General features: G+C 59.5%; 28 protein-coding genes. 23 read left to right on the forward strand and 5 right to left on the reverse strand.

Features of this window, described 5'->3' with window-relative positions:
- Positions 1–111 precede the first annotated feature (111 nt).
- The 4 genes from fliG to motA all read right to left on the reverse strand — a co-directional run bounded on the left by fliG (position 112) and on the right by motA (position 3,648).
- The gene (gene fliG, locus FHT71_RS02720; RefSeq protein WP_007796561.1) at positions 112–1,152 is read right to left on the reverse strand and encodes a flagellar motor switch protein FliG; all 1,041 of its coding nucleotides are present in this window, start codon (positions 1,150–1,152) and stop codon (positions 112–114) included.
- Between the two features lie 29 nt (positions 1,153–1,181).
- The gene (fliN, locus tag FHT71_RS02725; protein WP_007796565.1) at positions 1,182–1,766 is read right to left on the reverse strand and encodes a flagellar motor switch protein FliN; all 585 of its coding nucleotides are present in this window, start codon (positions 1,764–1,766) and stop codon (positions 1,182–1,184) included.
- 64 nt (positions 1,767–1,830) lie between these two features.
- Positions 1,831–2,769, reverse strand: coding sequence for a FliM/FliN family flagellar motor switch protein (locus FHT71_RS02730; protein ID WP_132588320.1), 939 nt, complete (start codon positions 2,767–2,769; stop codon positions 1,831–1,833).
- Between the two features lie 6 nt (positions 2,770–2,775).
- Positions 2,776–3,648 (reverse strand): flagellar motor stator protein MotA, encoded by an 873-nt coding sequence (gene motA / locus FHT71_RS02735; RefSeq protein ID WP_007796569.1) that lies wholly within the window; start codon positions 3,646–3,648, stop codon positions 2,776–2,778.
- Between the two features lie 250 nt (positions 3,649–3,898).
- On the opposite strand from motA, the gene flgF reads away from it, so the two are divergent.
- The 13 genes from flgF (at position 3,899) to fliP (ending at position 12,844) form a co-directional block, all read left to right on the forward strand.
- On the forward strand, positions 3,899–4,633 hold the full coding sequence (flgF, locus tag FHT71_RS02740; protein ID WP_007796572.1) for a flagellar basal-body rod protein FlgF: 735 nt from the start codon (positions 3,899–3,901) through the stop codon (positions 4,631–4,633).
- 14 nt (positions 4,634–4,647) lie between these two features.
- Complete coding sequence (gene fliI, locus FHT71_RS02745) at positions 4,648–6,039, forward strand: flagellar protein export ATPase FliI (protein ID WP_183718850.1); 1,392 nt, start codon at positions 4,648–4,650, stop codon at positions 6,037–6,039.
- Positions 6,040–6,050: 11 nt separating this feature from the next.
- On the forward strand, positions 6,051–6,602 hold the full coding sequence (locus FHT71_RS02750) for a hypothetical protein (protein WP_007796578.1): 552 nt from the start codon (positions 6,051–6,053) through the stop codon (positions 6,600–6,602).
- Between the two features lie 172 nt (positions 6,603–6,774).
- Positions 6,775–7,167 carry a flagellar basal body rod protein FlgB gene (gene flgB / locus FHT71_RS02755; protein ID WP_007796582.1) on the forward strand — a complete coding sequence of 131 codons (393 nt, stop codon included), beginning with the start codon at positions 6,775–6,777 and terminating at the stop codon, positions 7,165–7,167.
- A gap of 4 nt (positions 7,168–7,171) precedes the next feature.
- Positions 7,172–7,588, forward strand: a complete 417-nt coding sequence (flgC, locus tag FHT71_RS02760; protein WP_183718852.1) for a flagellar basal body rod protein FlgC — start codon at positions 7,172–7,174, stop codon at positions 7,586–7,588.
- The gene (locus FHT71_RS02765; protein ID WP_007796590.1) at positions 7,588–7,914 is read left to right on the forward strand and encodes a flagellar hook-basal body complex protein FliE; all 327 of its coding nucleotides are present in this window, start codon (positions 7,588–7,590) and stop codon (positions 7,912–7,914) included. Before flgC ends, FHT71_RS02765 begins: the two co-directional genes overlap by 1 nt.
- A gap of 19 nt (positions 7,915–7,933) precedes the next feature.
- Positions 7,934–8,722 (forward strand): flagellar basal-body rod protein FlgG, encoded by a 789-nt coding sequence (gene flgG, locus FHT71_RS02770; RefSeq protein ID WP_007796592.1) that lies wholly within the window; start codon positions 7,934–7,936, stop codon positions 8,720–8,722.
- Between the two features lie 17 nt (positions 8,723–8,739).
- Entirely contained in the window at positions 8,740–9,225 is a 486-nt protein-coding gene (flgA, locus tag FHT71_RS02775; protein ID WP_132588323.1) for a flagellar basal body P-ring formation chaperone FlgA, read from the forward strand.
- Complete coding sequence (locus tag FHT71_RS02780; protein ID WP_007796598.1) at positions 9,222–10,343, forward strand: flagellar basal body P-ring protein FlgI; 1,122 nt, start codon at positions 9,222–9,224, stop codon at positions 10,341–10,343. Before flgA ends, FHT71_RS02780 begins: the two co-directional genes overlap by 4 nt.
- A complete protein-coding gene (locus FHT71_RS02785; RefSeq protein WP_007796601.1) occupies positions 10,340–10,873 on the forward strand; it encodes a MotE family protein in 534 nt (177 codons plus the stop codon). The genes FHT71_RS02780 and FHT71_RS02785 overlap by 4 nt, the downstream gene beginning before the upstream one ends.
- The gene (gene flgH, locus FHT71_RS02790; RefSeq protein WP_007796603.1) at positions 10,870–11,586 is read left to right on the forward strand and encodes a flagellar basal body L-ring protein FlgH; all 717 of its coding nucleotides are present in this window, start codon (positions 10,870–10,872) and stop codon (positions 11,584–11,586) included. Before FHT71_RS02785 ends, flgH begins: the two co-directional genes overlap by 4 nt.
- 11 nt (positions 11,587–11,597) lie before the next feature.
- Positions 11,598–12,110: a flagellar basal body-associated FliL family protein gene (locus FHT71_RS02795; protein ID WP_132588324.1), complete on the forward strand. Its 513-nt coding sequence runs from the start codon at positions 11,598–11,600 to the stop codon at positions 12,108–12,110.
- A complete protein-coding gene (gene fliP, locus FHT71_RS02800; protein WP_007796609.1) occupies positions 12,107–12,844 on the forward strand; it encodes a flagellar type III secretion system pore protein FliP in 738 nt (245 codons plus the stop codon). The genes FHT71_RS02795 and fliP overlap by 4 nt, the downstream gene beginning before the upstream one ends.
- A gap of 84 nt (positions 12,845–12,928) precedes the next feature.
- Here fliP and FHT71_RS02805 read toward each other — a convergent pair whose 3' ends face one another.
- Entirely contained in the window at positions 12,929–14,854 is a 1,926-nt protein-coding gene (locus FHT71_RS02805; protein ID WP_132588325.1) for a glycosyltransferase family 41 protein, read from the reverse strand.
- Positions 14,855–15,207: 353 nt separating this feature from the next.
- On the opposite strand from FHT71_RS02805, the gene FHT71_RS02810 reads away from it, so the two are divergent.
- From FHT71_RS02810 to FHT71_RS02855, 10 genes are all read left to right on the forward strand, one after another.
- The gene (locus FHT71_RS02810; RefSeq protein WP_132588326.1) at positions 15,208–16,098 is read left to right on the forward strand and encodes a flagellin; all 891 of its coding nucleotides are present in this window, start codon (positions 15,208–15,210) and stop codon (positions 16,096–16,098) included.
- A gap of 286 nt (positions 16,099–16,384) precedes the next feature.
- On the forward strand, positions 16,385–17,275 hold the full coding sequence (locus tag FHT71_RS02815; RefSeq protein WP_132588327.1) for a flagellin: 891 nt from the start codon (positions 16,385–16,387) through the stop codon (positions 17,273–17,275).
- A gap of 240 nt (positions 17,276–17,515) precedes the next feature.
- Positions 17,516–18,424: a flagellin gene (locus tag FHT71_RS02820; protein ID WP_132588328.1), complete on the forward strand. Its 909-nt coding sequence runs from the start codon at positions 17,516–17,518 to the stop codon at positions 18,422–18,424.
- Between the two features lie 265 nt (positions 18,425–18,689).
- Entirely contained in the window at positions 18,690–19,655 is a 966-nt protein-coding gene (locus FHT71_RS02825) for a flagellin (protein WP_037083371.1), read from the forward strand.
- A 166-nt stretch (positions 19,656–19,821) separates the two neighbouring features.
- A complete protein-coding gene (locus FHT71_RS02830) occupies positions 19,822–20,457 on the forward strand; it encodes a hypothetical protein (RefSeq protein WP_183718854.1) in 636 nt (211 codons plus the stop codon).
- Positions 20,454–21,728: a MotB family protein gene (locus tag FHT71_RS02835; protein ID WP_132588330.1), complete on the forward strand. Its 1,275-nt coding sequence runs from the start codon at positions 20,454–20,456 to the stop codon at positions 21,726–21,728. The genes FHT71_RS02830 and FHT71_RS02835 overlap by 4 nt, the downstream gene beginning before the upstream one ends.
- 3 nt (positions 21,729–21,731) lie before the next feature.
- Entirely contained in the window at positions 21,732–23,039 is a 1,308-nt protein-coding gene (motC, locus tag FHT71_RS02840; protein WP_132588331.1) for a chemotaxis protein MotC, read from the forward strand.
- Between the two features lies 1 nt (position 23,040).
- Positions 23,041–24,465, forward strand: a complete 1,425-nt coding sequence (locus FHT71_RS02845) for a flagellar hook-length control protein FliK (RefSeq protein WP_132588332.1) — start codon at positions 23,041–23,043, stop codon at positions 24,463–24,465.
- Positions 24,407–24,970, forward strand: coding sequence for a transglycosylase SLT domain-containing protein (locus FHT71_RS02850; protein ID WP_037083332.1), 564 nt, complete (start codon positions 24,407–24,409; stop codon positions 24,968–24,970). The genes FHT71_RS02845 and FHT71_RS02850 overlap by 59 nt, the downstream gene beginning before the upstream one ends.
- A gap of 283 nt (positions 24,971–25,253) precedes the next feature.
- Complete coding sequence (locus FHT71_RS02855) at positions 25,254–25,925, forward strand: response regulator transcription factor (protein WP_007796638.1); 672 nt, start codon at positions 25,254–25,256, stop codon at positions 25,923–25,925.
- Positions 25,926–25,941 lie beyond the last annotated feature (16 nt).

Here is a 25,941-nt window from a genome sequence, read left to right on the forward strand (position 1 = left end):
AAAAGAAACGGCCGCGCCAGAGCGCGGCCTTTCTGGAAGGGTATCTCCCTTTTGCCGCCGCGATCAACCACGGCGGTAGGGAGAGGGCGCTTCGTACACAACAACAGCGGCTCAGGCTGCAGCCGAACCTTCGCCCTCGGTTTCCTTGAGCTGGATCTGACCGGAATTTGCCAGGCGAATCGCTTCCTGGGCAATGGCGCGCCGCGCGATCGCGATTTCGCGCGGATTGATGCCGACTGTTCCGCTCTGCAGATCCGATTCGATCATGCGGCGCTGGCGCGGGCTGATTGAGGCGAGCACCGCCTCGCGCATTTCGGCCGCCGAGCCGCGCAATGCCATCGTGAGGATGTCGGACGAGATATCGTTCAGCAGCATCACGCGGCTGCGCTGCGGCATGAGCATGAGGTCGTCGAAGAGGAAGATCTTCGGCCGGACCTTGTTGACCGATTCGCGGCTGATCGATTCAAGCGAGGTGAGCAGGGTATCGACCTGCGGCTTGTCCATCTCGTTCATCAACTCTGCAACCTTCGTCGAGCCGATCGAATTCTTCTCGGCGTCGATCTCGGCCAACAGGGTCATGACCTGCTTCTCGATGATCTGTGCGGCCTTGGGGCTGACGGACTTGAGATTGACGGTACGGTTCATGATGTCCGCGCGGCGCCCGTCCGGAATCTGCATCAGGACCTTGGCGCCGAACGAGGAGGGCATCATGGAGAGAATGTAGGCAACTGTCTGCGGATGCTCGCGCAGGAGGAACTTGCCGATGAAGGCCGGGTCGCCTTCGCCGAGGCGGTCCCAGATCGACGTCTCGTAGGCCTGGAAGGTCGTGCGACGGCCGAGGAGGCTGTCGACTTCGTCAGGCGTCAGGCCCTCTTCAAGGATGCTTTCGATCGCCTTGGCGTTGTCCATAAGACCGGCGCCTTCGGTGAACAGATCCTCGAATTCGGCGACAAGTCCGAGCAGTTCATCCGGCGGAATGGCGCGTAGCGTTTGCGCCGAGCCGATGATCGTCTGCAGCTCGGCCTGCGTGAAATACTTCAGCAGCCTGCCGGCGACCCCTTTCCCCATAGCGAGGAGAACGGCCGCCGCCTTTTCAGCCTGGGTCAACGGTTTCTCGGCAAGAGCGCCGCCGAAATCGTCAAAGTCCATCATGGTCTAACCTCTCCGTCCCTGCACCGGGATCAGGCTTTTTTCGTACTCAAAACTTCTATCAGCTTCACGCCGAAACGCGTGTCGTCGTTTTCCAGAACGGTGATCTCACCGCGCGCGATCTTGCGGCCGTTCACCATGATTTCGACCGGCTCGCCGATCTTCTTGTCGAGCGCGATGGTCGCGCCTTCGTTCAGGTTCATCAGGCCGGCGACCTGCATGCGGCTGCTGCCGAGCATGATCTGAACGTCGATCGGGATGTCCATGATCAGGTCAAGGTTCGACTGCATGGCGCTGCCAAGCGGCGCCGGTTCGGAAGCGACCGCACCGAAGGAGGTGTCGCCGAAATCGGCAGAGCCGCCAAAGTCGGACGTTGCACCGAAATCGCTGCCACCGAACGCAGGCTCCTCGGCCGCGTCTTCGAAATCGCCGCCAAAGGTGGACAGGTCAGTGCTGCCGCTGAAGGCGTCGCTCTCGTCGGCGAAGTCGGGCAGGCCGCCTTCCGCGTCAGTCTTCAGGACGCCGCGCAGGTCATCGATGGCCTGATCGAGCTCGGCCTCGTTGCCCGGGAGCTCCATTGAAAGGTCGCTGGTCTTGGGTGTCTTCTTCGTCGCCATGAAATCACTATTCCAGTTGAAACTTGCCTCAAGCTGCCGTGCGGCAGCCCGGTTGGAAAATGGGCTAATTCATCAAGTGGCGGATGAGCTCGTCATCCGAGTTAATCGTATCCTTTACCCGGACGGTATAATTCTCGCCCGAGCGCCCAAACTCGCAGACGTACAATTCCTTGCTGTTGGCACTGACTTCGACACGGACGTCGCCGCGATCGTAGAAGGGAATGACGTCACCAGCCGCAAGCTTCGAAATGGTCCTGAGCGTCAGGTCCTGCAGACGGATCTTGGCGTTAAGCGTTACCTGCGAACGGCGCACCTGCTCGCTGAGCTGATCGGTCCATTCGGACGACTTGGCAGGCTGCCCCTTGGCCTTTGGAGCCGCCACGCTCGTCTTCAGCAGAGCAGCCTGGGGAACGATCAGCGAGAAATCCGAGGTAATGCCGGAAAGCGTGATCGACATGTTGATCGCGGCCGCAAACTCGTCGGGCTTGTCTTCGGCCGGCTTGGCACGCGTTTCGAACGCATAGGGGAGCTCTAGGGCCGGCTCGAAGCCGCCAGGCGCGTTCACCGCCGAGCGAAGAACATTGGCGATCTTGTCGAAAACCATGACCGCAAGCTCGAGTTCGATCACGGACAGCAGGCGGTCGGCCGGCTGCTCGACGGTCTCGGCTGCCGCCCCCAGCAGGTGCTCCATCAGCGTGATGACGAAGCTGTTGCCGCAGGCCAGCGTAATATTCTGCGACCAGTTGCGGAGTGTTGCGTTAACGAGCGTCACGTTGCCGCCGAGATCGGCGACGAGGTCGTTCTTATGTCCGCTGTCGCAGCCGAGATAGGCGACCTCGACATCGAGATTGGTCTCGCTTTTGATGATGTCGGGCAGGAAGACAGTGTAGACATCGCCGAAGGCGCCGCAGATCTTCTCGATGGTGGCCTTGTCGCCGAGCCTGCCGGTCAGCTTGGCAAGCAGGGCTTCGTCCATAAGGGGGGTCTTGAGGGTAGCGTTCATGATCCTTTACGCCGCCTTGTTCTCGCCGCCGGGGTTCATCATTTCCTGCTCGACCGCGTCGATCGAAGGACGCTCATAGGCCGAGATTGTCTTGCGACCATACTCGAGAGCAACCTGCGGCACGGAGCCGTTCATGTAGGCAAGCAGCGTCTGCTTGACGATGACGTAAAGGCGATGCTGCTTGTTGCGGACGATTTTGATCTGGGAAACGATCGGTGAACATACGCAATAGGACAAGAGAATGCCGAGGAAGGTGCCGACGAGCGCCGAGCCGATCAGGTGGCCGAGAACCTCAGGCGAATCGTTAATGTGTGCCATCGCCTTGATGACGCCGAGAACGGCGGCGACGATACCGATGGCGGGGAAGGCGTCGCCCATCGTCTGGATGGCGTGATAGGGCTTCATCTTGTCGTGAAGGATCGTGTTGATCTCTTCGTCCATCAAAGCCTCGATTTCATGCGAGCGGGCATTGCCGATGATGATCAGGCGAACGTAGTCACAGATGAATGCCGTCAGTTCCTTGTTCTTGAGGATCGTCGGAGCGGACTGGAAGATCGATGATTCGGCCGGATTGTCGATATGCGCCTCGATCTCGTTGCGGGACTTCGTACGAAGGTCGCGCATCAGGGAATATAGAACACCAAGCGTATCGAGATAATTCCGTTCCTTCGGGACGGTGTGCTTGAACGCTTCACCAAGCGCCTTGCCGGAATCCTTCACCACCTTCATCGGGTTGCCCATGACGAAGCTGCCCAGGCCGGCGCCGCCGATGATGACGAGCTCGAAAGGCTGCCAAAGCGCCTCCACATGGCCGCCCATCGCCATGAAGCTGCCGATGATGCAGCCGCAGGTAATCACAAATCCGATAATGATATTCATCGTCAGTCCAAACCTGATCGTTATTTTCAACCCAAGGGATAGGGCTGCTGGCTTGCGTGAGGCTGATGATTGGCCCTGCAAACCCGAGCTTTCCATGCCAGCTTCGCGCAAGCATTTGCTGTCAGCTTATTGGTGACGAATGGGCATCCGTGCCTGTTTCTGAGATGCCGCCTCAGCGAGATCCGTGGTCCAACCGACTGCAAACACCCGGATTTCGTACCGTTCATCGCCAATGCAGGAGCCTATCGGGATGCAATCCGGTCTTTATGTTTCGTTGTCGTCGCAGATCGCACTCGAACGTCGCCTCACCACCATCGCCGACAACATGGCGAACGTGAACACGACAGGCTTCCGCGCGACGGAGGTGAAGTTCGACGAGATGCTCGGTGAGACCGGCAATAAGATCAACGCCAAGATTGCCTATGTTTCACAGGGCAACGACTATCTCTCGGGTGACAGCGGTGAGCTCCAGCACACCGGAAACATGCTCGACTTCGCGATCAAGGGCGATGCCTGGTTCTCTGTGGAAACGCCGGCCGGCAAGGTTCTGACCAAGGATGGCCGCTTCACGATGAAGGAAAACGGCGAGCTGATTTCGGTCCGCGGTTATCCGGTTCTCGATGCCGGTGGTGCGCCGATCACGCTCAACACGGCCGCTGGCGAACCGAAAGTCGGCGCTGACGGATTGATCTATCAGGACGGCAGACAGGTCGGCTCGCTGGGTCTCTTCGAGGCCGATATCAGCAAGGGCTATCTGCGCTACGAGAACAGCGGCATCATGACGACCGAGCAGCCGCGTGCCGTCACCGATCGCTTCAATGTCGGTGTTCAGCAGGGCTACCTGGAAAATTCCAACGTCAACGCCATGCGCGAAATCACGCAGCTGATCGAAGTCAATCGCGCCTTCGAGAGCATGACGTCGCTCTCGAAGGACAGCGAGGCCTCGTTCAGCGAAGCGATCAAGACGCTCGGCGGCAGCCGCTAGCCGAGGTCTGACGCATGAGCCAAACGCCGCTCACTGAAGCCGATCTCTCGCCGAAGCTCGCGCACCTTGCCGGGCTCGTCTCGCGCTATTCGAATCCCGAACTCTTGGTCGCGCCCGGCGGCCATGTCCAGACAATAGCCGCCGGCCACTACACGGTCACGGGGCTGTCGCGTCAGGTGCGCCTGGGCGAATTCGTGGCGCACAAATCGTCGACCGGCATCCACCTCGGTGAGGTCGTCCGCGTCGAGCCTGAACTGACCTACGTCTGCCCAATTGAGCCGGGCGAGCCGATCGGCATCCACGACACGGTGATCCGCAAGGGTGCGTTCCGCATCTCGCCATCCGAAAGCTGGTGCGGCCGCACGATCAACTCGCTGTGCGAGCCGATCGATGGGCTGGGTCCGATCGTCGAAGGGCTCGGCCGCCGCTCCATTTCGAACACCGCTCCACCATCCATGACGCGAAAGCGCGTGGAGAAAGGCTTCAAAACAGGCGTTCGCGCCATCGACATTTTCTCGCCGCTCTGCCTTGGGCAGCGCCTCGGCATTTTCGCCGGCTCGGGCGTCGGCAAGTCGACACTGCTCTCCATGCTGGCGCGCGCCGATGCCTTCGACAAGGTCGTGATCGCGCTGGTCGGCGAACGTGGCCGCGAAGTGCGCGAGTTCATCGAGGATACGCTTGGCGCCAACATGAGGAAGGCGATCGCCGTCGTCGCGACGAGCGACGAGAGCCCGATGCTGCGCAAGATGGCACCGCTGACGGCCGTCACCGTCGCCGAGCATTTCCGCGACCAGGGCGACAACGTGCTGCTGATCGTTGACAGCGTCACACGGTTTGCCCATGCCATACGAGAAGTCGCGACCGCATCCGGCGAGCCGCCGATCGCGCGCGGCTATCCAGCTTCGGTTTTTACCGAGCTGCCGCGCCTGCTGGAGCGCGCAGGTCCCGGCCCCCAAGGCACGGGGACCATCACGGCGATCATTTCGATCCTGGTTGATGGCGACAATCACAACGACCCGATCGCGGATTCGACGCGCGGCATCTTGGACGGCCACATCGTCTTGCAGCGCAGCCTCGCGGAGGAGGGGCGCTATCCACCGATCGATCCGCTTGCCTCGATCTCGCGTTTGGCGCGCAAGGCCTGGACTCCGGATCAGGAGAAGCTCGTGTCTCGCCTGAAAACGCTCATCCACCGCTTCGAGGAGACACGCGACCTTCGCCTGATCGGCGGCTATCGTCCAGGCGCCGACCCTGATCTCGACATGGCGGTCAAGCAGGTACCGATTATTTACGATGTTTTGAAACAGTCGCCTGGCGACGTCGATTCGCAGGATGCCTTTGCCGATTTGGCCGGCGCCCTGAAGGCGGCGGCCGGCATCGGCGGCCAGCCGAATATCCGCAGATAGAAAGGCGCGACGTGAACGATTTCGATGACGATGAGAAGATCGCCCCGCTGAAGCCTCTCCGGCGCAAAACCATCTTTCTCGACCGTGCCCTGACAATTGCCGGCCTCGTCCTGGCAGGAGCGTCCGCGTTCTTTCCGTGGTACGTCTTCTTCAACGAGGACAAGTTCGGCATCAATGTCGCGCAGGGCGACCGGACGCGCGACCTTCCGGACTGGCCGGCGCGGAACGTCTTCAGTGTCTCGCCGCTGGCGATGGCCAACAAGAACCAACACGAAAAGAAGCCCGAGATCCCAGTCGATCCGCTGACGACGGCGACGGTCTCCACCATCGGCAAGGAAGACGACAACGGGCCGCCGGCCGAAGAGCAGCCGTTTCCCGGCAAATCGGGTTTTCGCCTCCTCCATGTGGCAAACGGTCGTGCCCTGATCGAAGACACATCAGGGATGTACGTCGTGCGTGTCGGATCCATTCTACCGGACGAAAGTCGGCTGGCGACACTGGAGGAACGCGATGGCAAATGGGTCATCATCACCTCCAAGGGCGATGTCTACCAGCACAATTGAGTGCCTGCCGCCACGCAGCGAATCAGCCGAAGGCTCCACCGGATACGGTCGGAGCCTTCTTCGCATTCTGGAGGCAGTGGCCAACAAGGTCCGGATTTTCGCACCGCATTCTCCGTAAGTCTGACGCAAGATTACCGCCGTAGGTTCGCCTCAGCAAAAACGGAGAGTTCCCATGCAACCGATTCAACTTTTCGACTTGGCCTCGCGGCAGGCCGAATGGCTGACGATCCGTCAGGAGGTTGTTGCCGGCAACATCGCGAACGCGAACACGCCGAAATATCGCGCCAAGGATATCACGCCCTTCCAGGCTGCCCTCGATAGGTCGGATATCACGATGGCGCGCACCAATGCTGCGCACCTGACCGGCAACGATCTGGGTACGAAGAGTGACATCGACGTCAAGGATGCGGCTCTCGATCAGGAGATCGGCGTCCAGGAATCCGGCAACACGGTCGGCCTCGCCGAGGAGCTTTCCAAGTCCGGTGAAATCAAGCGTCAATACGATTTGAACACCTCGCTGGTGAGCTCGTTCAATCGGATGATGCTGATGACGGTGAAGAGCTAAGGTCATGGATCCTTTATCAGCAGCACTCAAAATCGCAGGATCGGGACTGGAGGCGCAATCGACGCGCCTGCGCATCGTGTCCGAAAACATTGCCAACGCCCGCTCGACCGGCGACACGCCCGGCGCCGATCCCTATCGCCGCAAGACGATTACCTTCGGGGAAGCCGTGGATCGCGCCAATGGCGTCACCACGGTCAACGTCAAGAAGCTTGGGGAAGATGAATCGAAGTTCATTACCGAATACGACCCCAGCAATCCGGCTGCGGACGAAAAGGGCGTCGTCAAGCTACCGAACGTCAACGTGCTGGTCGAGATGGCCGACATGCGGGAAGCGAACCGCTCCTACGACGCCAACTTGCAGACCATCAAGCAATCCCGCGACCTGATCTCGGCAACGATCGATCTACTGAAGAGCCAATAATGATCAACAACGTCAATAGTGTCAGCTCCCTGTCGATGACCCGCGGCCTTGCTGCCATCGACCAAGACAACTCCACGGCCTCCTCCGCTGCAGAAAGCGCGGCAAACGACGGCGGTTTCGGCGCGGTTCTCAGCAATGTTGCGACCGGAGCAGTGAGCACCCTGAAGAACGCGGAAAGTATGTCTTTCGCCGGCATCAAGGGCACCGCCACGACACGTGAAGTCGTCGATGCCGTCATGCAGGCGCAGCAGACCCTTCAGACCGCGATCGCCATTCGCGACAAGGTTGTTTCGGCCTTTCTCGACGTCACCCGGATGCAGATGTAATTGATTTAAGGACGAAGCCATGAGAGCGCTTGCCATTGCTGCAACGGGTATGGATGCCCAGCAGACCAATCTTGAAGTCATCGCCAACAACATCGCGAACATCAACACGACCGGTTTCAAGCGCGCTCGCGCTGAATTCACCGACTTGCTGTATCAGACCGAGCGCGCTAAAGGCGTTTCCAACCGCGCGAACCAGTCGATCGTACCGGAAGGTGCAAATATCGGTCTCGGCGTCCAGACGTCTGCCGTCCGCAACCTGCACATCCAGGGCGAACTTTCGCAGACCGGCAACGACCTCGATGTGGCCCTGATCGGCCGCGGCTTCTTCCAGATCCAGGCGCCGGATGGCACCACGCTCTACACCCGCGCCGGCGCATTCAACAAGAACGAGACCGGCCAGATCGTCACCGTGGACGGCTATCTCGTGGCGCCGAACATCACGATCCCGCAGGGCTCGACGCAGGTAACGATCAGCCGCTCGGGCGAAGTTTCTGCGAAGCTGCCGGGCAACACCGATCCGACCGTGCTCGGCCAGCTGCAGATCGCCGACTTCGTCAACGAGGCCGGTCTTCAGCCGCTCGGCGACAACCTGTTTCAGCAGACGCCGGCCTCCGGCGATCCAGTTGTCGGTACGCCCGACGAAGAGGGATTCGGCTACATGAAGCAGGGCTACCTCGAATCGTCGAACGTCGATCCGGTGAAGGAAATCACCGAGCTGATATCGGCGCAGCGCGCCTATGAAATGAATTCCAAGGTCATCACCACCGCCGACGAAATGGCCTCCATCGTCAGCAAGAACCTGAAGTAATCGGGAAGGGCCGAAACATGATGTTTTGCCGGGTCAAAGGTATCCTCGGATGGGTGGCAGCTGCCGCCGTTGCGATCACCGCATTTGCCGCGCCACAGGCAGCAGCCGCTGCCGGCATGGGCTATGCGGTTGTTCCGACAACAACCATTTACCCCGGCGAAACCGTTTCCGGCACCCAGCTCCAGGAAGTGGAAGTGACCAATCCCAACCTAAAGGGCGATTATGCAAAGTCGATCCGCCAGGTCGAAGGGATGATCTCGAAGCGCACGCTCCTGCCGGGACGCACGATCTCGGTCTCGGCCCTGCGAGAGCCCTATACCGTGACGCGCGGCTCGTCGATCCGGCTGATCTTCACGCTCGGCTCGATGACGATCTCGGCAGCCGGGTCGCCGCTTGAAGACGGCATGACGGGCCAGCTCATCCGCGTTCGCAACATGGATTCCGGTGTGATTGTCAGCGGCACCGTGCTCGCCGACGGCACCATACACGTGGCCGCAAAATGAAGATGTTTTTCCGCCTATTCGTAGCCCTCGCGTTTCTGTCCCCGAATGTCTTGGCCGTCGCGCCTGCTGCGGCCATGAACTCGCGCATCAAGGACATTGCCTCCCTGCAGGCGGGACGTGACAACCAGCTGATCGGTTACGGTCTTATCGTAGGCCTTCAGGGAACCGGCGACGGCTTCCGCGCCTCGCCGTTCACCGAGCAGTCGATGCGCGCGATGCTGCAGAACCTAGGCATCTCCACGCAGAGCAGTCAGTCCAACGCAAAGAATACGGCGGCCGTCATGGTCACGGCCAATCTGCCGCCCTTTGCCAGCCCCGGAAGCCGTATCGACGTGAACGTCAGTTCGCTCGGCGACGCGACATCGCTGCGGGGCGGCACACTGATCATGACATCGTTGTCGGGTGCCGACGGCCAGATCTACGCGGTCGCGCAGGGCTCCGTCGTGGTCTCGGGTTTCACCGCGCAAGGCCAGGCCGCAACGGTCACCGAGGGTGTGACGACCGCCGGGCGAGTGCCGGGCGGCGCCATTATCGAGCGCGAGCTGCCGTCACGCTTCAAGGATTCCGTTAATCTCGTTCTGCAGCTACGAAACCCCGATTTCTCAACGGCCATCCGCATCGCCGATGTCGTTAACGGTTATGCTTCCGCTCGCTTCGGCGGCCCGGTGGCAGAGGCGAAGGACGCGCAAGAAGTCATCGTCCAGAAGCCGAGAACGGCAGACCTCACGCGCCTGATGGCCGATCTTGAGAACCTTGTCGTCGAGACGGATACGCCGGCGAAGGTGGTGGTGAACGAGCGAACCGGCACAATCGTTATCGGCGCCGATGTGCGCGTGTCGCCTGTTGCCGTCAGCTATGGTACTTTGACTGTCCAGGTGACCGAGACACCGCAGATCATTCAGCCCGAGCCATTCTCGCGCGGCGTGACCGCGGTTCAGCCGCAGACCGACATCGCTGCGCAGAAGACCGGCGGCAAGGTGGCGCTGCTGAATGGACCTGACCTCAGGACACTCGTGGCCGGTCTCAACAATATCGGCGTCAAGCCGGATGGCATCATCGCTATTCTCCAGGGCATCAAATCAGCCGGCGCGCTGCAAGCGGAGCTCGTCCTGCAATGATGAAGACCATGGCTTTGTCAGACTTGCTCCAGCGGCTTGCACTGCCTGCAATTGCCGTCGTGGCGCTGTCCATTCCCGGCGCCTTCGCGCAGGAGCAGCCGGCGCCGAAGGGGGAAATGACCTCTCAGGAGGAGATCAAGCAGTTCTGCACGAACATTGCCGATCCTGCTCGCGACCAGCGTTACCTGCTGCAGAAGCAGGAGCTCGAGAAGCTCCGCGCCGACGTCGATTCGCGCATCGCTGAGATGAACAAGCGCAAGGAGGAATATCAGGACTGGCTGAAGCGCCGCGACGATTTCCTCAAGCAGGCCGAAGCGGGCCTTACCGATATCTATAAGAAAATGAAGCCGGACGCGGCCGCATCGCAGCTGCAAGAGGTCAAGATCGAAGTGGCGGCGGCCGTCATCATGCGGCTGAACCCCACGCAATCGAGCCTGATCCTCAACGAGATGGATCCGCAGAAGGCCGCGGTCATCGCCAACATCATCGCCAGCGCGTCCGATCCCAATACGTCGAAGGACCCCTCATGAACAAGCGTTTCCCGGTCGCGATCGCCGCCGTCGCCCTCCTTGCAGGCTGCGCATCTCCGCAGGCTGTCAATGAGGTCGGTCGTGCGCCGGCCATGAGCCCTATCGGCAGCGGTCTCGCTTACGGCCAGACGCCGCAGATGGCGCTTTATCCGAAGCAGCCGCGCCAGGTCGCGCAGGGCTATTCTCTCTGGAGCGATTCTCAGGCCGCCCTCTTCAAGGATGCCCGCGCTCTCAACGTCGGCGATATCCTGACCGTCGATATCCAGATCAACGATAAGGCGAAGTTCGAGAATGACACCAGCCGCAGCCGCACGAATTCGAGCGGCCTGAATTGGGACGTCGACGCGAACGTCATGGGCTGGAATCCGACATCCAAGACCGATGTGACCTATGGTTCCGACACGAGCACCGACGGCAAGGGCAAGATTGACCGTTCCGAAACGCTGAAGCTCATGGTCGCCGCCGTGGTCACCGGCATCCTCGAGAACGGCAACCTCGTGATCAGCGGCTCCCAGGAAGTCCGCGTCAACCAGGAGATCCGCATTCTCAACGTCGCCGGCATCGCTCGTCCTCAGGATGTCAACGCAGACAATCAGATTTCCTACGAGAAGATTGCTGAAGCGCGCATCTCCTATGGCGGTCGTGGCCGCCTGATGGAAGTGCAGCAGCCGCCGCGCGGCCAGCAGCTCGTCGATCTCTTCTCGCCGCTCTGAGGCAGGACACCATGGCAGACACAGAAGCCGCAGAAGGCCAGCCGAAAAAGACGTCGGCCGCAATAATGACCATAGCCGGGCTCGCGATCCTGACGCTGCTCGGCGCCGGCGGCGGCTGGGTGGTCGGCGGCATGGTCGCACCCAATATCAAGGGCGCCGAGGAGGCGGAGCAGGCCAAGGCGGACGAGGCGGCGCAGAAGAAGGAGGGTGAGGCAGGCCTGCCTCACATTTCGACCGAGGCCAACAATGTCGTTCAACTCGAGCCAATCACGTCCAACCTCGCCTATCCGTCGGAAAACTGGGTTCGTCTGGAAGTAGCCCTGTTGTTTAGCGGCCCGCCCGACGTAAAAATCGCAGAGGATATCCATCAGGATATTCTCGCCTATGTCCGCACTGTTTCGCTGCAGCAGATCGAAGGGCCACGGGGCTTCGAATATCTTAAGGATGACATCCAGGAGCGTGTTGACCTTCGCGCGCAAGGCCGCGTATCGAAGGTCATGTTCAGGACCTTCGTCGTCGAATGATTCGATTCCTATTGCTGTTCGCTGCCATGATGGCGGCACCGGAGCTGGCGCATGCGCAGCAGCTCCCGACAAACCTGTTGAACTTGCCGGTCGACGGTTCGGTCGCGGCATGGATCATCAGAACATTCGGCCTGTTGACCGTTCTTTCGGTCGCGCCAGGCATCCTGATCATGGTGACGAGCTTCCCGCGCTTCATCATCGCATTCTCGATCCTGCGGTCGGGAATGGGCCTGTCTTCCACGCCCTCGAATATGATCCTCCTGTCGCTCGCGCTGTTCATGACCTTCTACGTCATGCAGCCGACCTTCGATCAGGCATGGCAGACCGGCGTTCAGCCGCTCCTGTCGAACCAGATCGACGAGCAGCAGGCGGTGGCGCGCATCGCCGAGCCCTTCCGGACGTTCATGGCGGCCAATACGCGTGACAAGGACCTGGCGCTTTTCGTGGACCTAGCGAGGGAGCGCGGCCAGAGCGTCGAGACCGAAGAAAAGATCGATTACCGTGTCCTGATTCCCGCTTTCATGATCTCGGAGATCCGGCGCGGCTTCGAGATCGGTTTTCTGGTTGTTCTTCCGTTTTTGGTCATCGACCTGATCGTTGCCACCATCACTATGGCGATGGGCATGATGATGCTGCCGCCGACATCGATTTCCTTGCCGTTCAAGATTCTCTTCTTCGTGCTGATCGACGGCTGGAACCTGCTGGTCGGAAGTCTTGTCCGCTCTTTCCATTGAGCAGTACCTCCATTTAGCGCTACGCACCATGGCGTAAAAACCGCCGGTGAAAGCCGGCGGGTTCTAAATGCCTCGGAGTGCTCCCTAGTCAAAACTGAAGAACGGTTCGGTACGGGGCGGCAGGGCCGGAACGTCGATATGGTCCGGTTCCTGCCCGAGTTTCGCGCGCTCTACCATCATTTCGTAGGCCCTTTCGAGATGCAGGGTGAAACGTTCAGCGTCAAACAGTGGCATGATGCCGGCATTGTCCCTGATGCGCCGCTTGTATTCAGCGATGCGGTCGGGGGCGTTCGCGAGCTCGACAGCCATGTCTTCATAGGCCTTGATGTCGCTGGCTACCAGTTCCGGCAGGCCTATCGCGTTGAGCAAGCTTTCGCTGACGCGAGAGGCAAAATTGGTACCCTTGACGGTCAAAACCGGCAGGCCACCCCAGAGCTGCTCGGAGGTGGTCGTGTGACCGTTGACCGGGAAGGTGTCGACGCCAAGATCGGCCACTTGTTGGCGATCGATGTGCTCTTCGTAGGACACGCGCGGGCAGAAGATCACTCGATCCGATTCCAGCCCTCTTTTGTTCATGTAATTGAGCAGGTTGGTCTGGGTGCGTGGCGACGAGAGCATTAGCCAAAGCACGCTGTTTGGCGCGCGCTTCAGGATGTTGCACCAGACGTCGAGTATCGCCGTGTTGATCTTGCGGTTTGCGTTGAACGAAGCAAAGACAAATGCTCCCTCCGGCAAACCCACTTTGGCACGTGTCGTTGGCCTTGGTTTCGGACGATTGGCGGGGTCGTTGGGCTGATAGCAATCCGGCATGCGCACCAGCTTCTCGTAATAGTTCGCTTCGCTGGTTTTCGGCAGCACGAACCGATCGCCGATGGCATAATCAAGGTCGACGTCAGTCACGCTGCCCGGGAAACCAAGCCATGTTGCCTGCAGCGGAGCGCCGCCATAGTTCAGTATTCGGGATCGACCGCCAAATGTGTGTCCCTTGAGGTCGACCAGAATGTCGATTTGCCGCTCCCGGATAGCCTTGGCGGCTTCCTCGTCCGTCATGTCTCGCACGATGCACACGTCACCCCATTGTGAGCGATCGACCGTGCCGGCCTCATGTTCCAGGTACTTCTCCTCGGTATGGCAGAAGAGCGTTATTTCAAATTTGTCCCGGTCGTGCAGCTCCAGAATACGGCGCAGTAGCTTCATGGTTGCGTGTCCGGCCCAGAAGTCAGACGAAAGATATCCGATGCGGATCTTCTCGCTCCAGGCGTGGGGAACGGCTCTTCGTCGCGCTGCCGCTTCTCTCAATGGAAGGGACGGATTGTGAGAAGCGAGGGCATTGAGCGCTTCGTCACTGCACCAGTGAAGATTGTAGAAGGGATTGTCTCGTTCCAAGGCGCTGTGGTCGCCCCCATCGAGCATTTTCTGCACCGGCAGGAATTCCTTGGCGACGAGCTCGAAGTCGCAGACCTCGCGGGCGAAGACGAGCTTGAGCAGTCGGAGCGGCATGATGTCGGGAAACTTCTTGAACAGATTATAGACGAGCGTCTCGTTCGTCGCGTCCAGAATGTCGTCGCTGAGGAGTCGCACTGCAAGGCGGGCATGGTCGGCATTGCTGCTCTCGGAGATCACCTTGCGGTAGGGGCTCACGAGGTCCTTTCGGCCTTGCTTGAGGTGGATAGAGGCAAGAACGCAGGCGAGATCGGCGTCTGAGCGGGCAAGCGTCATGACGCGCAAGGCCTGGAGCAAGGCTTGCTCTTCGTTGCCGCACGCAAAATACAGAAGCGCGGCTTCGCGGGTATAGGGCGATTCCTTGTTGCTATCGAGTTCGCCGGCAAGCGCATATGCGCTTGCCGCTTCCGATTTGAAGCCCAACTTGAGAAGGTTTTTGGCTAGGAGAACGTAGGTTTTGACGTCCTGCTGCGTGTTGATGAGTTTGTTCAGGACTTCAAGCGACTTGAGATATTGTCCCTTCTGATAGTCCTTCGACGCCGCCGCAAACGAAATATTCGTATTCAAGAGCCCACTCCATCCGGAACTTCTTCAACGAGCGTCGTGGCCAATCGTGCGCTGGCCTACATCACACCCCAGTTTGCACCATCTAGGCACGCCAAGCTTGCTTGAAGCCGGTGTGCAGTCCTGCTGCAAGGTGTTCGAAGATGTTTGGAGACTGTTAACCACCGGCTCCATTCGACGCCGTTTCGCCAGCCGTTTTAATGAGTTGGCAATGAATGGGTGCAAGATTGCCTCTCGACATGACGGGTTTGGTTGCTCAAGAAAAACGGCACCGAGTGGCATGAAGCTGGACCGTCATCGCCGGTATTGAAGTCCGGTATGTCCTCCTTTGGTATTTTGTTTTTGGGGACAGACTTATGACAAGCATTAACACCAATAATTCCGCAATGGCGGCACTCCAGACGCTGCGTAACGTCAACAAGGGCTTGAGTGACACGCAGAACGCCGTTTCGTCTGGCCTGCGCGTCGGCAAGGCTTCCGACAACGCCGCCTACTGGTCGATCGCCACCACGATGAAGTCCGACAACAAGGCGCTTTCGGCTGTTTCCGACGCGCTCGGCATGGGTGCCGCCAAGCTTGACACGGCCTACACCGCTGTCGACAGTGCCATCGACGTCGTCGGCGAAATCAAGGCAAAGCTCGTTGCAGCCAGCGAAGCCGGCGTCGACAAGACCAAGCTTCAGGACGAAATCACGCAGCTGCAGGCCCAGCTTTACAGCGTCGCTCAGTCTGCTTCGTTCAACGGCGAAAACTGGGTCAACAACGCCGGCGGCACAGTCAGCGTCGTTTCGTCCTTCGTTCGCGGCACGGGCGGCGCGGTCTCCATCAAGACCACCGACTACACGCTCGGCGCCACCAACACGCTGTTCGACGGCACGACGACGGGTGGTATCCTCGGCGCGAACGGCGCCAGCTCGGGCAGCTCCATCTACGGCTTCACGATCGGCTCCAGCACGACCCAGGGCGACATCGACAACCTGCTGACGGACGTCGAAACCGCTCTGAAGGGCATGACGACCCTTGGTTCGCAGCTCGGTTCGCTCCAGACCCGCGTCGACATCCAGACCGACTTCGTGTCCTCGCTCAGCGACTCGATCGACTCCGGTATCGGCCGCCTGGTCGACGCCGACATGGAAGAAGAGTCCTCCAAGCTCAGCGCCTTGCAGACCCAGCAGCAGCTGGCAATCCAGTCGCTGTCGATTGCGAACTCCTCTTCGCAGAACATCCTCTCGCTGTTCCGCGGCTAATAATAGCCTCGCGCAACAGCAGAGAAAAAGACTTGCGGCCGGGGCTTGCCCCGGCCGCAAATGTTTTAATTTCCGGTTAATGAAGTCAAGCTAACCAACGGATATTTTTAATGATTTTTAATTTTTTGGTTCAGCATTTCTTAACCATGATAAGGTTTTATGTGCCTATCGAAACGGCGAGTTGACTGAGCACGAAGAGAGCGGTCAACAGGCATGATGCTGATTGCCGTTCCCGGTAGTCCGGAGTGTCCCTTCCTATCAATTATGCCAAAGGGGCAAATTAAAAATGACCAGCATTCTGACCAATAACTCCGCAATGGCCGCACTCCAGACGCTGCGTGGTGTCAACAAGGGCTTGAGTGACACGCAGAACGCCGTTTCGTCTGGCCTGCGCGTCGGCAAGGCTTCCGACAACGCCGCCTACTGGTCGATTGCCACCACGATGAAGTCCGACAACAAGGCGCTTTCGGCTGTTTCCGACGCGCTCGGCATGGGTGCCGCCAAGCTTGACACGGCCTACACCGCTGTCGACAGTGCCATCGACCTCGTCGGCGAAATCAAGGCAAAGCTCGTTGCAGCCAGCGAAGCCGGCGTCGACAAGCTGAAGCTTCAGGACGAAATCACGCAGCTGCAGGCCCAGCTTTACAGCGTCGCTCAGTCTGCTTCGTTCAACGGCGAAAACTGGGTCAACAACGCTGGCGGCACAGTCAGCGTCGTTTCGTCCTTCGTTCGCGGCACGGGCGGCGCGGTCTCCATCAAGACCACCGACTACACGCTCGGCGCCACCAACACGCTGTTCGACGCCACGACGACGGGTGGTATCCTCGGCACCGCCGGCGCCAGCTCGGGCAGCTCCATCTACGGCTTCACGATCGGCGCCAGCACGACCCAGGCCGACATCGACAACCTGCTGACGGACGTCGAAACCGCTCTGAAGAACATGACGACCCTCGGTTCGCAGCTCGGTTCGCTCCAGCAGCGCGTCGACATCCAGACCGACTTCGTATCTTCGCTCAGCGACTCGATCGACTCCGGTATCGGCCGCCTGGTCGACGCCGACATGGAAGAAGAGTCCTCCAAGCTCAGCGCCTTGCAGACCCAGCAGCAGCTGGCTGTACAGTCGCTGTCGATCGCGAACTCCTCTTCGCAGAACATCCTCTCGCTGTTCCGCAGCTAATAGCAGGAGCGCCTCCGGGCGCTCGGATAAAAGATCGCCAATCGAAAGCCGCGCTCCCCGAGCGCGGCTTTTTCAATGTTTGTTAACTCCGCGTTAACCAAACTGATGTTTTCTGCCGTCAACGAAACGGTATGTTAACCAAGCTTAAGAAGCGGTTAGCGGGCATGAAGCTGATTGCCGTTCCCGGTGGCGGACCGGAATGTCCCTTTTCAATTTTTGCCAGCAAGGGGCGATAATTTCATGACCAGCATTTTGACGAACGTCGCGGCAATGTCCGCTCTCCAGACACTCCGCAGCATCAATGGCAATCTGGAGGACACGCAGAACCGTGTTTCGTCAGGTTACCGTGTCGCAGAGGCCAAGGACAACGCCGCTTACTGGTCGATTGCAACGACCATGCGTTCGGACAACAAGGCTCTCTCCGCTGTGTCCGATGCGCTCGGACTCGGCGCCGCGAAGGTCGATACCGCCTATTCGGCCATGGACAGCGCTATCGACATCGTCAGTGAGATCAAGGCGAAGATCGTGGCTGCTACAGAAAAGGGCGTCGACAAGACCAAGATTCAGGACGAGATCGGACAACTTCAGCAGCAGTTGTTGAGTGTCGCTCAGTCCGCTTCCTTCTCCGGTGAGAACTGGGTGGCAGGCAATACCACGAAAAGCGTTGTCTCCTCGTTCGTCCGCAATGCCAATGGTCAGGTTTCCGTGCAGACGACTCAGTACGTTCTTGATGACACCTCCGCCGGCAACGTGCTTTTCGGCATGACGACGTCAGGATCGATCGACACGACGACTGGTATCATCGGCACATCGAGCGGCAGCGTCGGCTCAATCTACGGCATGGACATCACGAGCTTCAGCCAGAGCGATATCGACCTGGCTCTGACGACCGTCGAATCGGGCCTCAGCGCGCTGACAAAGGCCGCCTCGCAGCTCGGCTCGATCTCGACCCGCATCGATCTGCAGGAGAGCTTCGTTTCCAATCTCAGCGACTCGATCGACTCCGGTGTCGGACGCCTTGTTGACGCTGACATGGAAGAGGAATCGAGCAAACTGACCGCGCTGCAAACGCAGCAACAGCTGGCGATCCAGTCGCTGTCGATCGCCAATTCGAGCGCGCAGAACGTTCTCACGCTGTTCAAGAACTAAGCCGCCCAGCAACATCCGAAGAAGATGGAAAGTCGCGTCCATGATGCGGCTTTCTCTTTGTTTTTGAAGCGATAATCAAGATTGCGCGAGGCTTGCGACACTGAAGTTGCGGCACTTGCGCCCGTCGAAGGCCTTGGTTAACTTCGCTTAACAGTTGATTTGTTTTTAGCGACAAACCGGGCCTGGGAGACCAGCCGGGGGCATGACGCCAGGTCAGTCGCTGCCGGTCGCCGGCCTGTCCCGTTTCCCTATTCAGAGCCAGAAAATGACATACAAAATTACCAGCTCGGCACAGGTAAACGCCCTCGCGGCGCTGCGCATCATCAACAAGGACGTCGCAACGGTTCAGCAGCAGGTTTCGTCGGGCTATCGCGTCGAAACGGCTGCGGATGATGCAACCTACTGGTCCTATGCAAGCGTCATGCGCTCGGACAGCAGCTCGCTGCAGAACATTCATGACGCACTCGGTGTCGGCGCATCGAAGGTCGATACCGCCTATACGTCCATGGACAGCCTGATCGACCAGCTGGGCGAAATCCGCAAGACTTTGGTGACGGCGCAGGAAGCCGGCGTCGACAAGACAAAGCTCAATACAACGCTGACCGAGCTGAAAGGGCAGCTGCAGACGACCGTTCAGACGACCAACTTTGCGGGCGAAAACTGGCTGCTCAACCGCGATACCACGCTTCCGACCTCGCGCTCGGTGATCGGCGGCTTCGTGCGCGGCACGAACGGTGAGTACCAGGCGCAGACGATCAGCTACCCGGCCGACCAGACCGTCATGATCGACACGACGGACGCCAATCGCGGTCTGCTGACGAAGACGGTAGATGCAAACACGCTCAATCCCGACGGCACCGCGACGGCACGCAACTACTATCTGTTGGACGCCGGTTCGACGACGCCGGCGAGCGGAACGGAAATAAAGCTCGATAGTAACACGACGTCCGCGCAGTTGAAGGACATGCTGGCAGTGGTCGATTCCATCCTGTCGAAACTGACAACGACAGCGGCCGGCCTTGGCACCATGAGCGCGCGTATCAGTGATCGCGTCGCCTACACCGCAGACATGTCTGACTTGATCGACAAGGGCGTCGGTGCGCTCGTCGATACCGACATGGACGAAGCATCGACCATTCAGAAGGCGTTGCTGACGCAACAGCAGATGGGTGTCCAGGCGATTTCGATCCTGAATACGGCTGCCAGCAAAGTGCTGATCCTGCTGCAATAGTGGCGAAGGTGGAGTCGAGCTTGTTCGGCTTCCCCCTTCATCCTCGCGCAAGTTTGACTCCCTAGTTTCGATACAAAGGCGCAGTGCGGAAACCGTGCCTGATGAGTTGTCAGTTCATGATGGAGCGCGGCATGTCGCAGTTCTCTGCAGCGAGAGGGTGGATTCGGTGAGCGCGCTGCTTTCTCGGTACCTGAAGGATTTTGGCGAGCCGGCCGTGGTCGCTCCCGTCGCGGAAGCCGACGATCTCGCGAATGATTTCGGCGGCTTTGCGGATATCGGATCCGAACCGGTCGTGGATCTCGAAGCCGAGCGCCGCAGCGCACATGCGGAAGGCTATGCCGAAGCAACCGCAGCGCTGACGGAGAAGTATGAACTCGAGGCGCAAACGGTCGCGCTCGTTCATCAGCGCGAGGTCGAAGAGCTCCGTGACCGATACGAGGTTGAGACGGCGGCACTGATCTCCTCCCGACTTGAGGCCATGGCGCATGAGGTTGCCGAGCTTGTCAGCGCGACGGTCGCACGGACGCTTGCACCTGTTATGACCGATGCTCTGTCGCAGAAGGCTGCCGTCGATGTTGCCGGCATCCTTCGCGATGCGGTGCTGGAAGGCGATGTCGGTACCGTGACGGTCAGGGGGCCGACGCGGCTTTTCGATGTGCTGAAGAGCACACTTGGCGAAAAGGCTGGTCTTCTGCGCCATCATGAAACCGGCGATGTCGACCTGACCGTCGAATTTGGCGACGCTGTCCTCGTCACGCGGATGTCGGCCTGGGCGACGAGCTTGAAGAAAGTTCTGGAATGAGTGAGAGCGAAAACCACCACCACGGCAAGAACGAGATCATCATCGTCAAGCGGCATGGCGGCGGGGATCACGACGGTGCGCATGGTGGCGCCTGGAAGATTGCCTATGCCGATTTTATGACGGCGATGATGGCGTTCTTTCTCGTCATGTGGCTGGTCAACGCTGCGAACGAGGAAACCAAGGCCTCAGTTGCGACCTATTTCAATCCGATCAAGCTCGCCGACGAGAAGCCCACGCAAAAAGGCTTGAAGAAGCCCGTCGACCAGGCGGACGGCGATCAGAAGCAGGACAAGTCGAAGGAAAAAGAGGACGAGCCCACCAAGGGCGCATCGGCAGCAAACGGCGACGACCAGACCTCGACGTCAGGCGACCAGACCAACTACTCCGAAGCCGACTTTTTCGAGAATCCCTATTCGGTGCTGGCGGAGATTGCGCAGGAAGTCGGCCAGCAGGCAAATGTCAGCGCCAAGGGCGAGGGCGGTGCCAGCGATTCCGGTCCGGCAACCGGCGCGGACGGCGGTCAGGCCTACCGCGACCCCTTCGATCCGGATTTCTGGACGAAGCAGGTCGAAGTGACGCACGCCGACAAGACGCAGCCGGCATCGAGCGACGCGCCCGCCGATGCTACCGAAGTTGCCAAGGCGGAATCCGAGAATCCGCCGGATCTGACAACGGCCGCGGCTCACGACGGGCAGGCGCAGGAAACGGCAGAGAGCATGCCGCAACACGGTGCAGCCTCCGCGGAAACGGCTGCCAAAAATGCCGAGGGCAAGGAAAAGCCGCAGACTGAGGCACAAAAGGCCACCGAGCAGAAACAGGCCGAAGACCTGCAAAAGGAAATCGCCCAGCAGATCAGTGGCGTGGCTGGCAAGCTCGCTGAAGGTCTCACGGTAACACCGTCGGAGGGTGGCCTTCTGGTCAGCATTTCCGACCAGAGCGATGATTCCATGTTCAACATCGGGTCGGCCGTTCCGCGCAAGGAAATGGTGCTCGCGATGGAAAAGATCGGTGAGATCCTAAAGGGCAAGCCAGGCGCTATTGTCATTCGCGGCCACACGGACGGCCGTCAGTATAAGGGCGAGAACGAGAACTGGCGCTTGTCCATGGATCGCGCCCAGGCTGCCTACTACATGATCGTTCGAGGCGGACTCGACGAAAAGCGGGTCTCGCAAGTCTCTGGCTTTGCTGACCGCAAGTTGAAGGATCAGGCGGATCCCTTCAATGCGACCAACAGGCGCATCGAAATCTTGTTGCAAGCGGATCAGGGATAATCCATGGTCCGTCTCCACCAACGTCTTCTGCTTTTGCTTCTCGGCCTTGCGGGGAGTCATGCTGCCGTCGCGTATGCGGAAGATCAGGAGGACATTGCACCCTACAAGATGCTGCGGTCGCTGCAGTTCGTGCAGGATTCCGTCGTGCTTGGCGATCACTCTGCCGCCGAGATGCAGCGCTTCATGCTCGGCACGATCGATCAGCGCCTGCGCACCATCGATCCGTCGGTTTTCGACGATGACCGCAACGTCGACGCGGCGCTGATCTATGCCATGAGTGGCGGCAATCCCGAGACGCTCGAATACCTTGTTGCCCGCGATGTAAATGGTCACTTCGACAATCGCATCAGCGACGTGTTGCGCAAATATCTAAGCGGCAAGGGATTGCTCGTCGCCAAGAGCCTCGTCGAGACTGCGAACGAATACAGGGACAAGAAAATCGGCCCCTATCTTGCGCTGGTTGGCGGCAATGTCACCATCGCCAAGAGCCCAATGGAGGCGCTGAAGCTGTATGACCAGGCGCGCCTCAATGCGCCGGGGACGATCGTCGAAGAGGCGGCGCTGCGCCGCTCCGTGTCGATCTGCGTCGAAGCCGGGATGGTGGACAAGGGGCTCAATTATTCGCAGCGCTATGTGCGCCGTTTCCTGCATTCGCCCTATGCGAGCCAGTTCGCGGACCTTTTCGTCAAGCTGCTGGTCAATCATGATCACGAGGTGAAGCCGGACGATGTTGTTGGCATTCTCTCCTTCATGGATGAGGCCAGGCAGCGTGAAGTCTATCTCCGCATCGCTCGCGCGGCTGCGATCGCCGGCAAGGGTGATCTTGCACGGATGGCCGCAGCGCGTGCGCAGACGCTTGCCGGCGATTCCGACAACGCCTTTGGAGCGCTGGCGGATTTCTACGGCGGCATGGCGGCGATCCCGACGGACAAGATTAATACGGCCGCGAAGAACATTTCATCCATCCCGGATCAGGAGCTGTCTTCGCGCGATCAGGCGCTTAGGGCCGCAGCAAAAGCCATTGCAGAACAAGTGCTTCGTCCGCCGGACCCGGCAAGCCTGACACAAGCGAAGACCCCTAAATCTTATAGCCAAGAAATTACTTCTAAACAGGCAGCGGCCTCATCGGAGGCGGAGCAGGGAGAGATACCCAACCCGGCCCCAGGTCCTGTTGTGGGAGGAGCGGCAGGGACGCCGCCATCCAATGTTGGGGGACAGCAGGACGCCGACCCGTCATTCAGCGCGTTCGTGACGTCAAGTCGATCGCAACTGGATGAGATCGATGGCATCTTGAACAAAGAAAGCAATTGAGATGATGGACATCAGCGTTTCGGGGGGTGCGTCAGGAGCAGGGGTTGCCTCTGCCGCGGGCATTGGCCGTCAGACCGGCAACGGTGGTGATGCGGATGCAGGCGGGTTCTCTGACGTCCTGAACAAGGCAAGCGGCGGAAAGCATGACTCAACCGAGCAGCCCGCGGTGGACCAGCACGCCGGCGACGGCACCGATGGTAGCGTATCCGCTGCGCCGCGCCACACCAGCCCGAAGGCATTGATCGATCTCGGCAGCGCCTCCCTGGCGGCGCAGGTGCAGACGAAAGAACAGACGGCGGGCTCGACGGATAAAGAGACGAAGAAAACGGAGCGTGACCCGAAGGCCAAGGGCAAGCACGCCGATGACACCAACTCGCGGGATCTGTCCGACACGCTGGGCGATGACGTGGCGAGCCATCCAGCCAAGGGTACCAAGCAGACGGAGACTGACGGCACCGAGGTAAAGAAGGGCGCCGAGGACAATAGCGTGCTCTCCGATGTCCTGAGCTTACTGAAGCAGGTGCCGACTGACGGAACTGCAGCAGCAGCGTTCGCCGCACTGGCTGCGGTGAACCAAAAGGCGGATGTCAAGGTATCGACCGATCCGAGAGAAAAGCCCGTTGCCGGTATCAAGTCCAAGGATGAGACATCTGCCGAAGCTGATCTGGCCAGCGTCGATATGACCGTGGACGCTCAGCTGCCCGGCACAGAGGTTGCCGGCGATACCGACGCGACGACATTCCGGCTGAGCCGTGCCGTTGGCCGCGGTCAGTCGATGGATATGCATGTTGGCATCGACAAGGATGCCACCGCCGAGGCCGGCGGCAAGGCTAACATCGAGAGCGTCTCCGTTCTGGACTCGCGCCGCTACATTGGTTTGGCGCAGAACACCAATTCTGCCGCAGTGACGGCGGCGATATCCGGTGATCCGGAATGGGCGCATGCCATGCAGGCGAGCTCCGCCCTGTCGAATGCCGCCGAGTGGACGAGCACCGGCAAGGTGGTGAATACGCTCAAGATCCAGATGAACCCGATCGACCTCGGTCTCGTTACCGCGACGATGCGGCTTCAGGGCGACGCGCTCAACGTCGACCTCAAGGTCGAGAGCGGCGCGGCCTATCGGCAACTCAAGGAAGACCACGGCAAGATCATCGAGGCATTGCGCAGCCAGGGCTACGCGATCGACAACATCACGATCAGCATGGCGCCGGTCGACCGTTCGGACGCTGGTAATCAGGCGAACGCACAGGGCCAGCAGCAGGGTCAGGCCTTTGCCCAGCAAGGTCAGGGCGGCGAGGCGCGTGAACGTCAAAATCAATCAGGACAGCGAACTGGCGGAGGCTTCGATGGCTCGGGCGAAAGCGGTGTTGAAAGCACTTCTCCTGGCGCCGCTGGCAGCGGTCGCACTGGCGACGTCTATCTCTAGCGCACGGGCGTCGAACAGCGCCTGTGAGCAGGAGATTCAGGCGGCCGCGCTAAAGTACGGCATCCCTGAAGGCATTCTCTACTCCGTTGGTCTAACCGAGACCGGACGCAAGGGATCGCTCTACCCCTACGCGCTGAACATCGAAGGCAAGGCCTTCTTTCCGCCCTCCGAGCAGGACGCACTGAGGCAGGTTGTCGTCGCACGCAGGTCAGGCGCGAAGCTCATCGACATCGGCTGCATGCAGATCAACCAGTACTACCATGGTGAGAATTTCCGGTCTGCGGAGGAGATGTTCGACCCGCGTCGCAATGTGGAATACGCGGCAAGGTTCCTGCGCAATCTCCACGACCGGCACGAAACATGGACGATGGCGGTGGCCCGCTATCACGCCGGCCCCAACAATGACCCTGCCCAGAAGCAGTATGTGTGCCGGGTCATCGCCAATCTGGTCGCCACCGGCTATGGCAAATGGACTCCCAATGCGAGCAACTTCTGCCAGAATTGATTCAATCAAAACGGGTAGAAAACGGAACAAAGCGGAAATGTGTCATATTGTGGCGAGAATCTGTCTCAATATGGCAAGGCAAGTCACATTTTAGGCGTCGTTAACTTTTCCACGAAATTTTTGTGTGCATGATTTCGACTTCCTACTACATCTAGATCAAATCGCGCCTCAATTCTTAATCAACTATTAATTCCCGTCGATTAGTTCCTACAGCTTGTCCCAGAATCGCGCGATTCGTACCCATAGAGCATCGAGGTACCACAAGTGATTCGGAGGCGGACGAATGATCGTAGTGGTTGATGAGCGTGAGCTCGTGAAAGATGGTTACACTTCACTTTTCGGGCGGGAAGGCATTCCTTCCACGGGGTTTGATCCAAATGAATTCGGTGAATGGGTTCAGACGGCGGCGGATTCTGATATCGCAGCTGTCGAGGCCTTCCTGATCGGGCAGGGGCAGCAGAATTTCGAGCTGCCGCGTGCGATCCGCGACCGGACCATGGCGCCGGTTATCGCGGTCAGCGACCAGCCCTCGCTGGAAAACACCCTTGCACTTTTTGATTGTGGCGTCGACGACGTCGTGCGCAAGCCGGTGCATCCCCGCGAAATCCTGGCTCGAGCCGCCGCCATCCGGCGCCGACTGAAAGCGATATCCAGCCACACCGACATCGGCGCGATCCGCGTCTTCTCGGATGGTCGCGATCCGGAAATTCATGGCGAAGTCTTTGCGCTTCCCCGCCGCGAGCGTCGCATCCTGGAGTATTTGATCGCAAACCGCGGTCGCCGCGTCACCAAGACGCAGATCTTCAACGCGATCTACGGGATATTCGACGACGAAGTCGAAGAAAACGTCGTTGAAAGCCACATTTCCAAGCTGCGCAAGAAGCTCCGGAAGAAGCTCGGCTTCGATCCGGTCGATTCGAAGCGCTTCCTTGGCTACTGCATTGACTGGAACTGATTTTTTCAGAACGGGC

Source organism: Rhizobium sp. BK060, assembly GCF_014193145.1.
GTDB lineage: Bacteria > Pseudomonadota > Alphaproteobacteria > Rhizobiales > Rhizobiaceae > Rhizobium.

Bases quoted from the DNA above. Each gene is read 5' to 3' on its own strand.
- motA (WP_007796569.1), bottom strand. From the start codon at position 3,648: ATGAATATCATTATCGGATTTGTGATTACCTGCGGCTGCATCATCGGC.
- FHT71_RS02730 (WP_132588320.1), bottom strand. From the start codon at position 2,769: ATGAACGCTACCCTCAAGACCCCCCTTATGGACGAAGCCCTGCTTGCC.
- FHT71_RS02820 (WP_132588328.1), top strand. From the start codon at position 17,516: ATGACCAGCATTTTGACGAACGTCGCGGCAATGTCCGCTCTCCAGACA.
- FHT71_RS02795 (WP_132588324.1), top strand. From the start codon at position 11,598: ATGGCAGACACAGAAGCCGCAGAAGGCCAGCCGAAAAAGACGTCGGCC.
- flgA (WP_132588323.1), top strand. From the start codon at position 8,740: ATGATGTTTTGCCGGGTCAAAGGTATCCTCGGATGGGTGGCAGCTGCC.
- FHT71_RS02765 (WP_007796590.1), top strand. From the start codon at position 7,588: ATGATCAACAACGTCAATAGTGTCAGCTCCCTGTCGATGACCCGCGGC.
- flgG (WP_007796592.1), top strand. From the start codon at position 7,934: ATGAGAGCGCTTGCCATTGCTGCAACGGGTATGGATGCCCAGCAGACC.
- flgB (WP_007796582.1), top strand. From the start codon at position 6,775: ATGCAACCGATTCAACTTTTCGACTTGGCCTCGCGGCAGGCCGAATGG.
- FHT71_RS02815 (WP_132588327.1), top strand. From the start codon at position 16,385: ATGACCAGCATTCTGACCAATAACTCCGCAATGGCCGCACTCCAGACG.
- FHT71_RS02835 (WP_132588330.1), top strand. From the start codon at position 20,454: ATGAGTGAGAGCGAAAACCACCACCACGGCAAGAACGAGATCATCATC.
- flgC (WP_183718852.1), top strand. From the start codon at position 7,172: ATGGATCCTTTATCAGCAGCACTCAAAATCGCAGGATCGGGACTGGAG.
- FHT71_RS02845 (WP_132588332.1), top strand. From the start codon at position 23,041: ATGATGGACATCAGCGTTTCGGGGGGTGCGTCAGGAGCAGGGGTTGCC.
- FHT71_RS02810 (WP_132588326.1), top strand. From the start codon at position 15,208: ATGACAAGCATTAACACCAATAATTCCGCAATGGCGGCACTCCAGACG.
- FHT71_RS02855 (WP_007796638.1), top strand. From the start codon at position 25,254: ATGATCGTAGTGGTTGATGAGCGTGAGCTCGTGAAAGATGGTTACACT.
- FHT71_RS02785 (WP_007796601.1), top strand. From the start codon at position 10,340: ATGATGAAGACCATGGCTTTGTCAGACTTGCTCCAGCGGCTTGCACTG.
- fliN (WP_007796565.1), bottom strand. From the start codon at position 1,766: ATGGCGACGAAGAAGACACCCAAGACCAGCGACCTTTCAATGGAGCTC.
- fliG (WP_007796561.1), bottom strand. From the start codon at position 1,152: ATGATGGACTTTGACGATTTCGGCGGCGCTCTTGCCGAGAAACCGTTG.
- FHT71_RS02825 (WP_037083371.1), top strand. From the start codon at position 18,690: ATGACATACAAAATTACCAGCTCGGCACAGGTAAACGCCCTCGCGGCG.
- FHT71_RS02780 (WP_007796598.1), top strand. From the start codon at position 9,222: ATGAAGATGTTTTTCCGCCTATTCGTAGCCCTCGCGTTTCTGTCCCCG.
- fliI (WP_183718850.1), top strand. From the start codon at position 4,648: ATGAGCCAAACGCCGCTCACTGAAGCCGATCTCTCGCCGAAGCTCGCG.
- flgF (WP_007796572.1), top strand. From the start codon at position 3,899: ATGCAATCCGGTCTTTATGTTTCGTTGTCGTCGCAGATCGCACTCGAA.
- fliP (WP_007796609.1), top strand. From the start codon at position 12,107: ATGATTCGATTCCTATTGCTGTTCGCTGCCATGATGGCGGCACCGGAG.
- flgH (WP_007796603.1), top strand. From the start codon at position 10,870: ATGAACAAGCGTTTCCCGGTCGCGATCGCCGCCGTCGCCCTCCTTGCA.
- motC (WP_132588331.1), top strand. From the start codon at position 21,732: ATGGTCCGTCTCCACCAACGTCTTCTGCTTTTGCTTCTCGGCCTTGCG.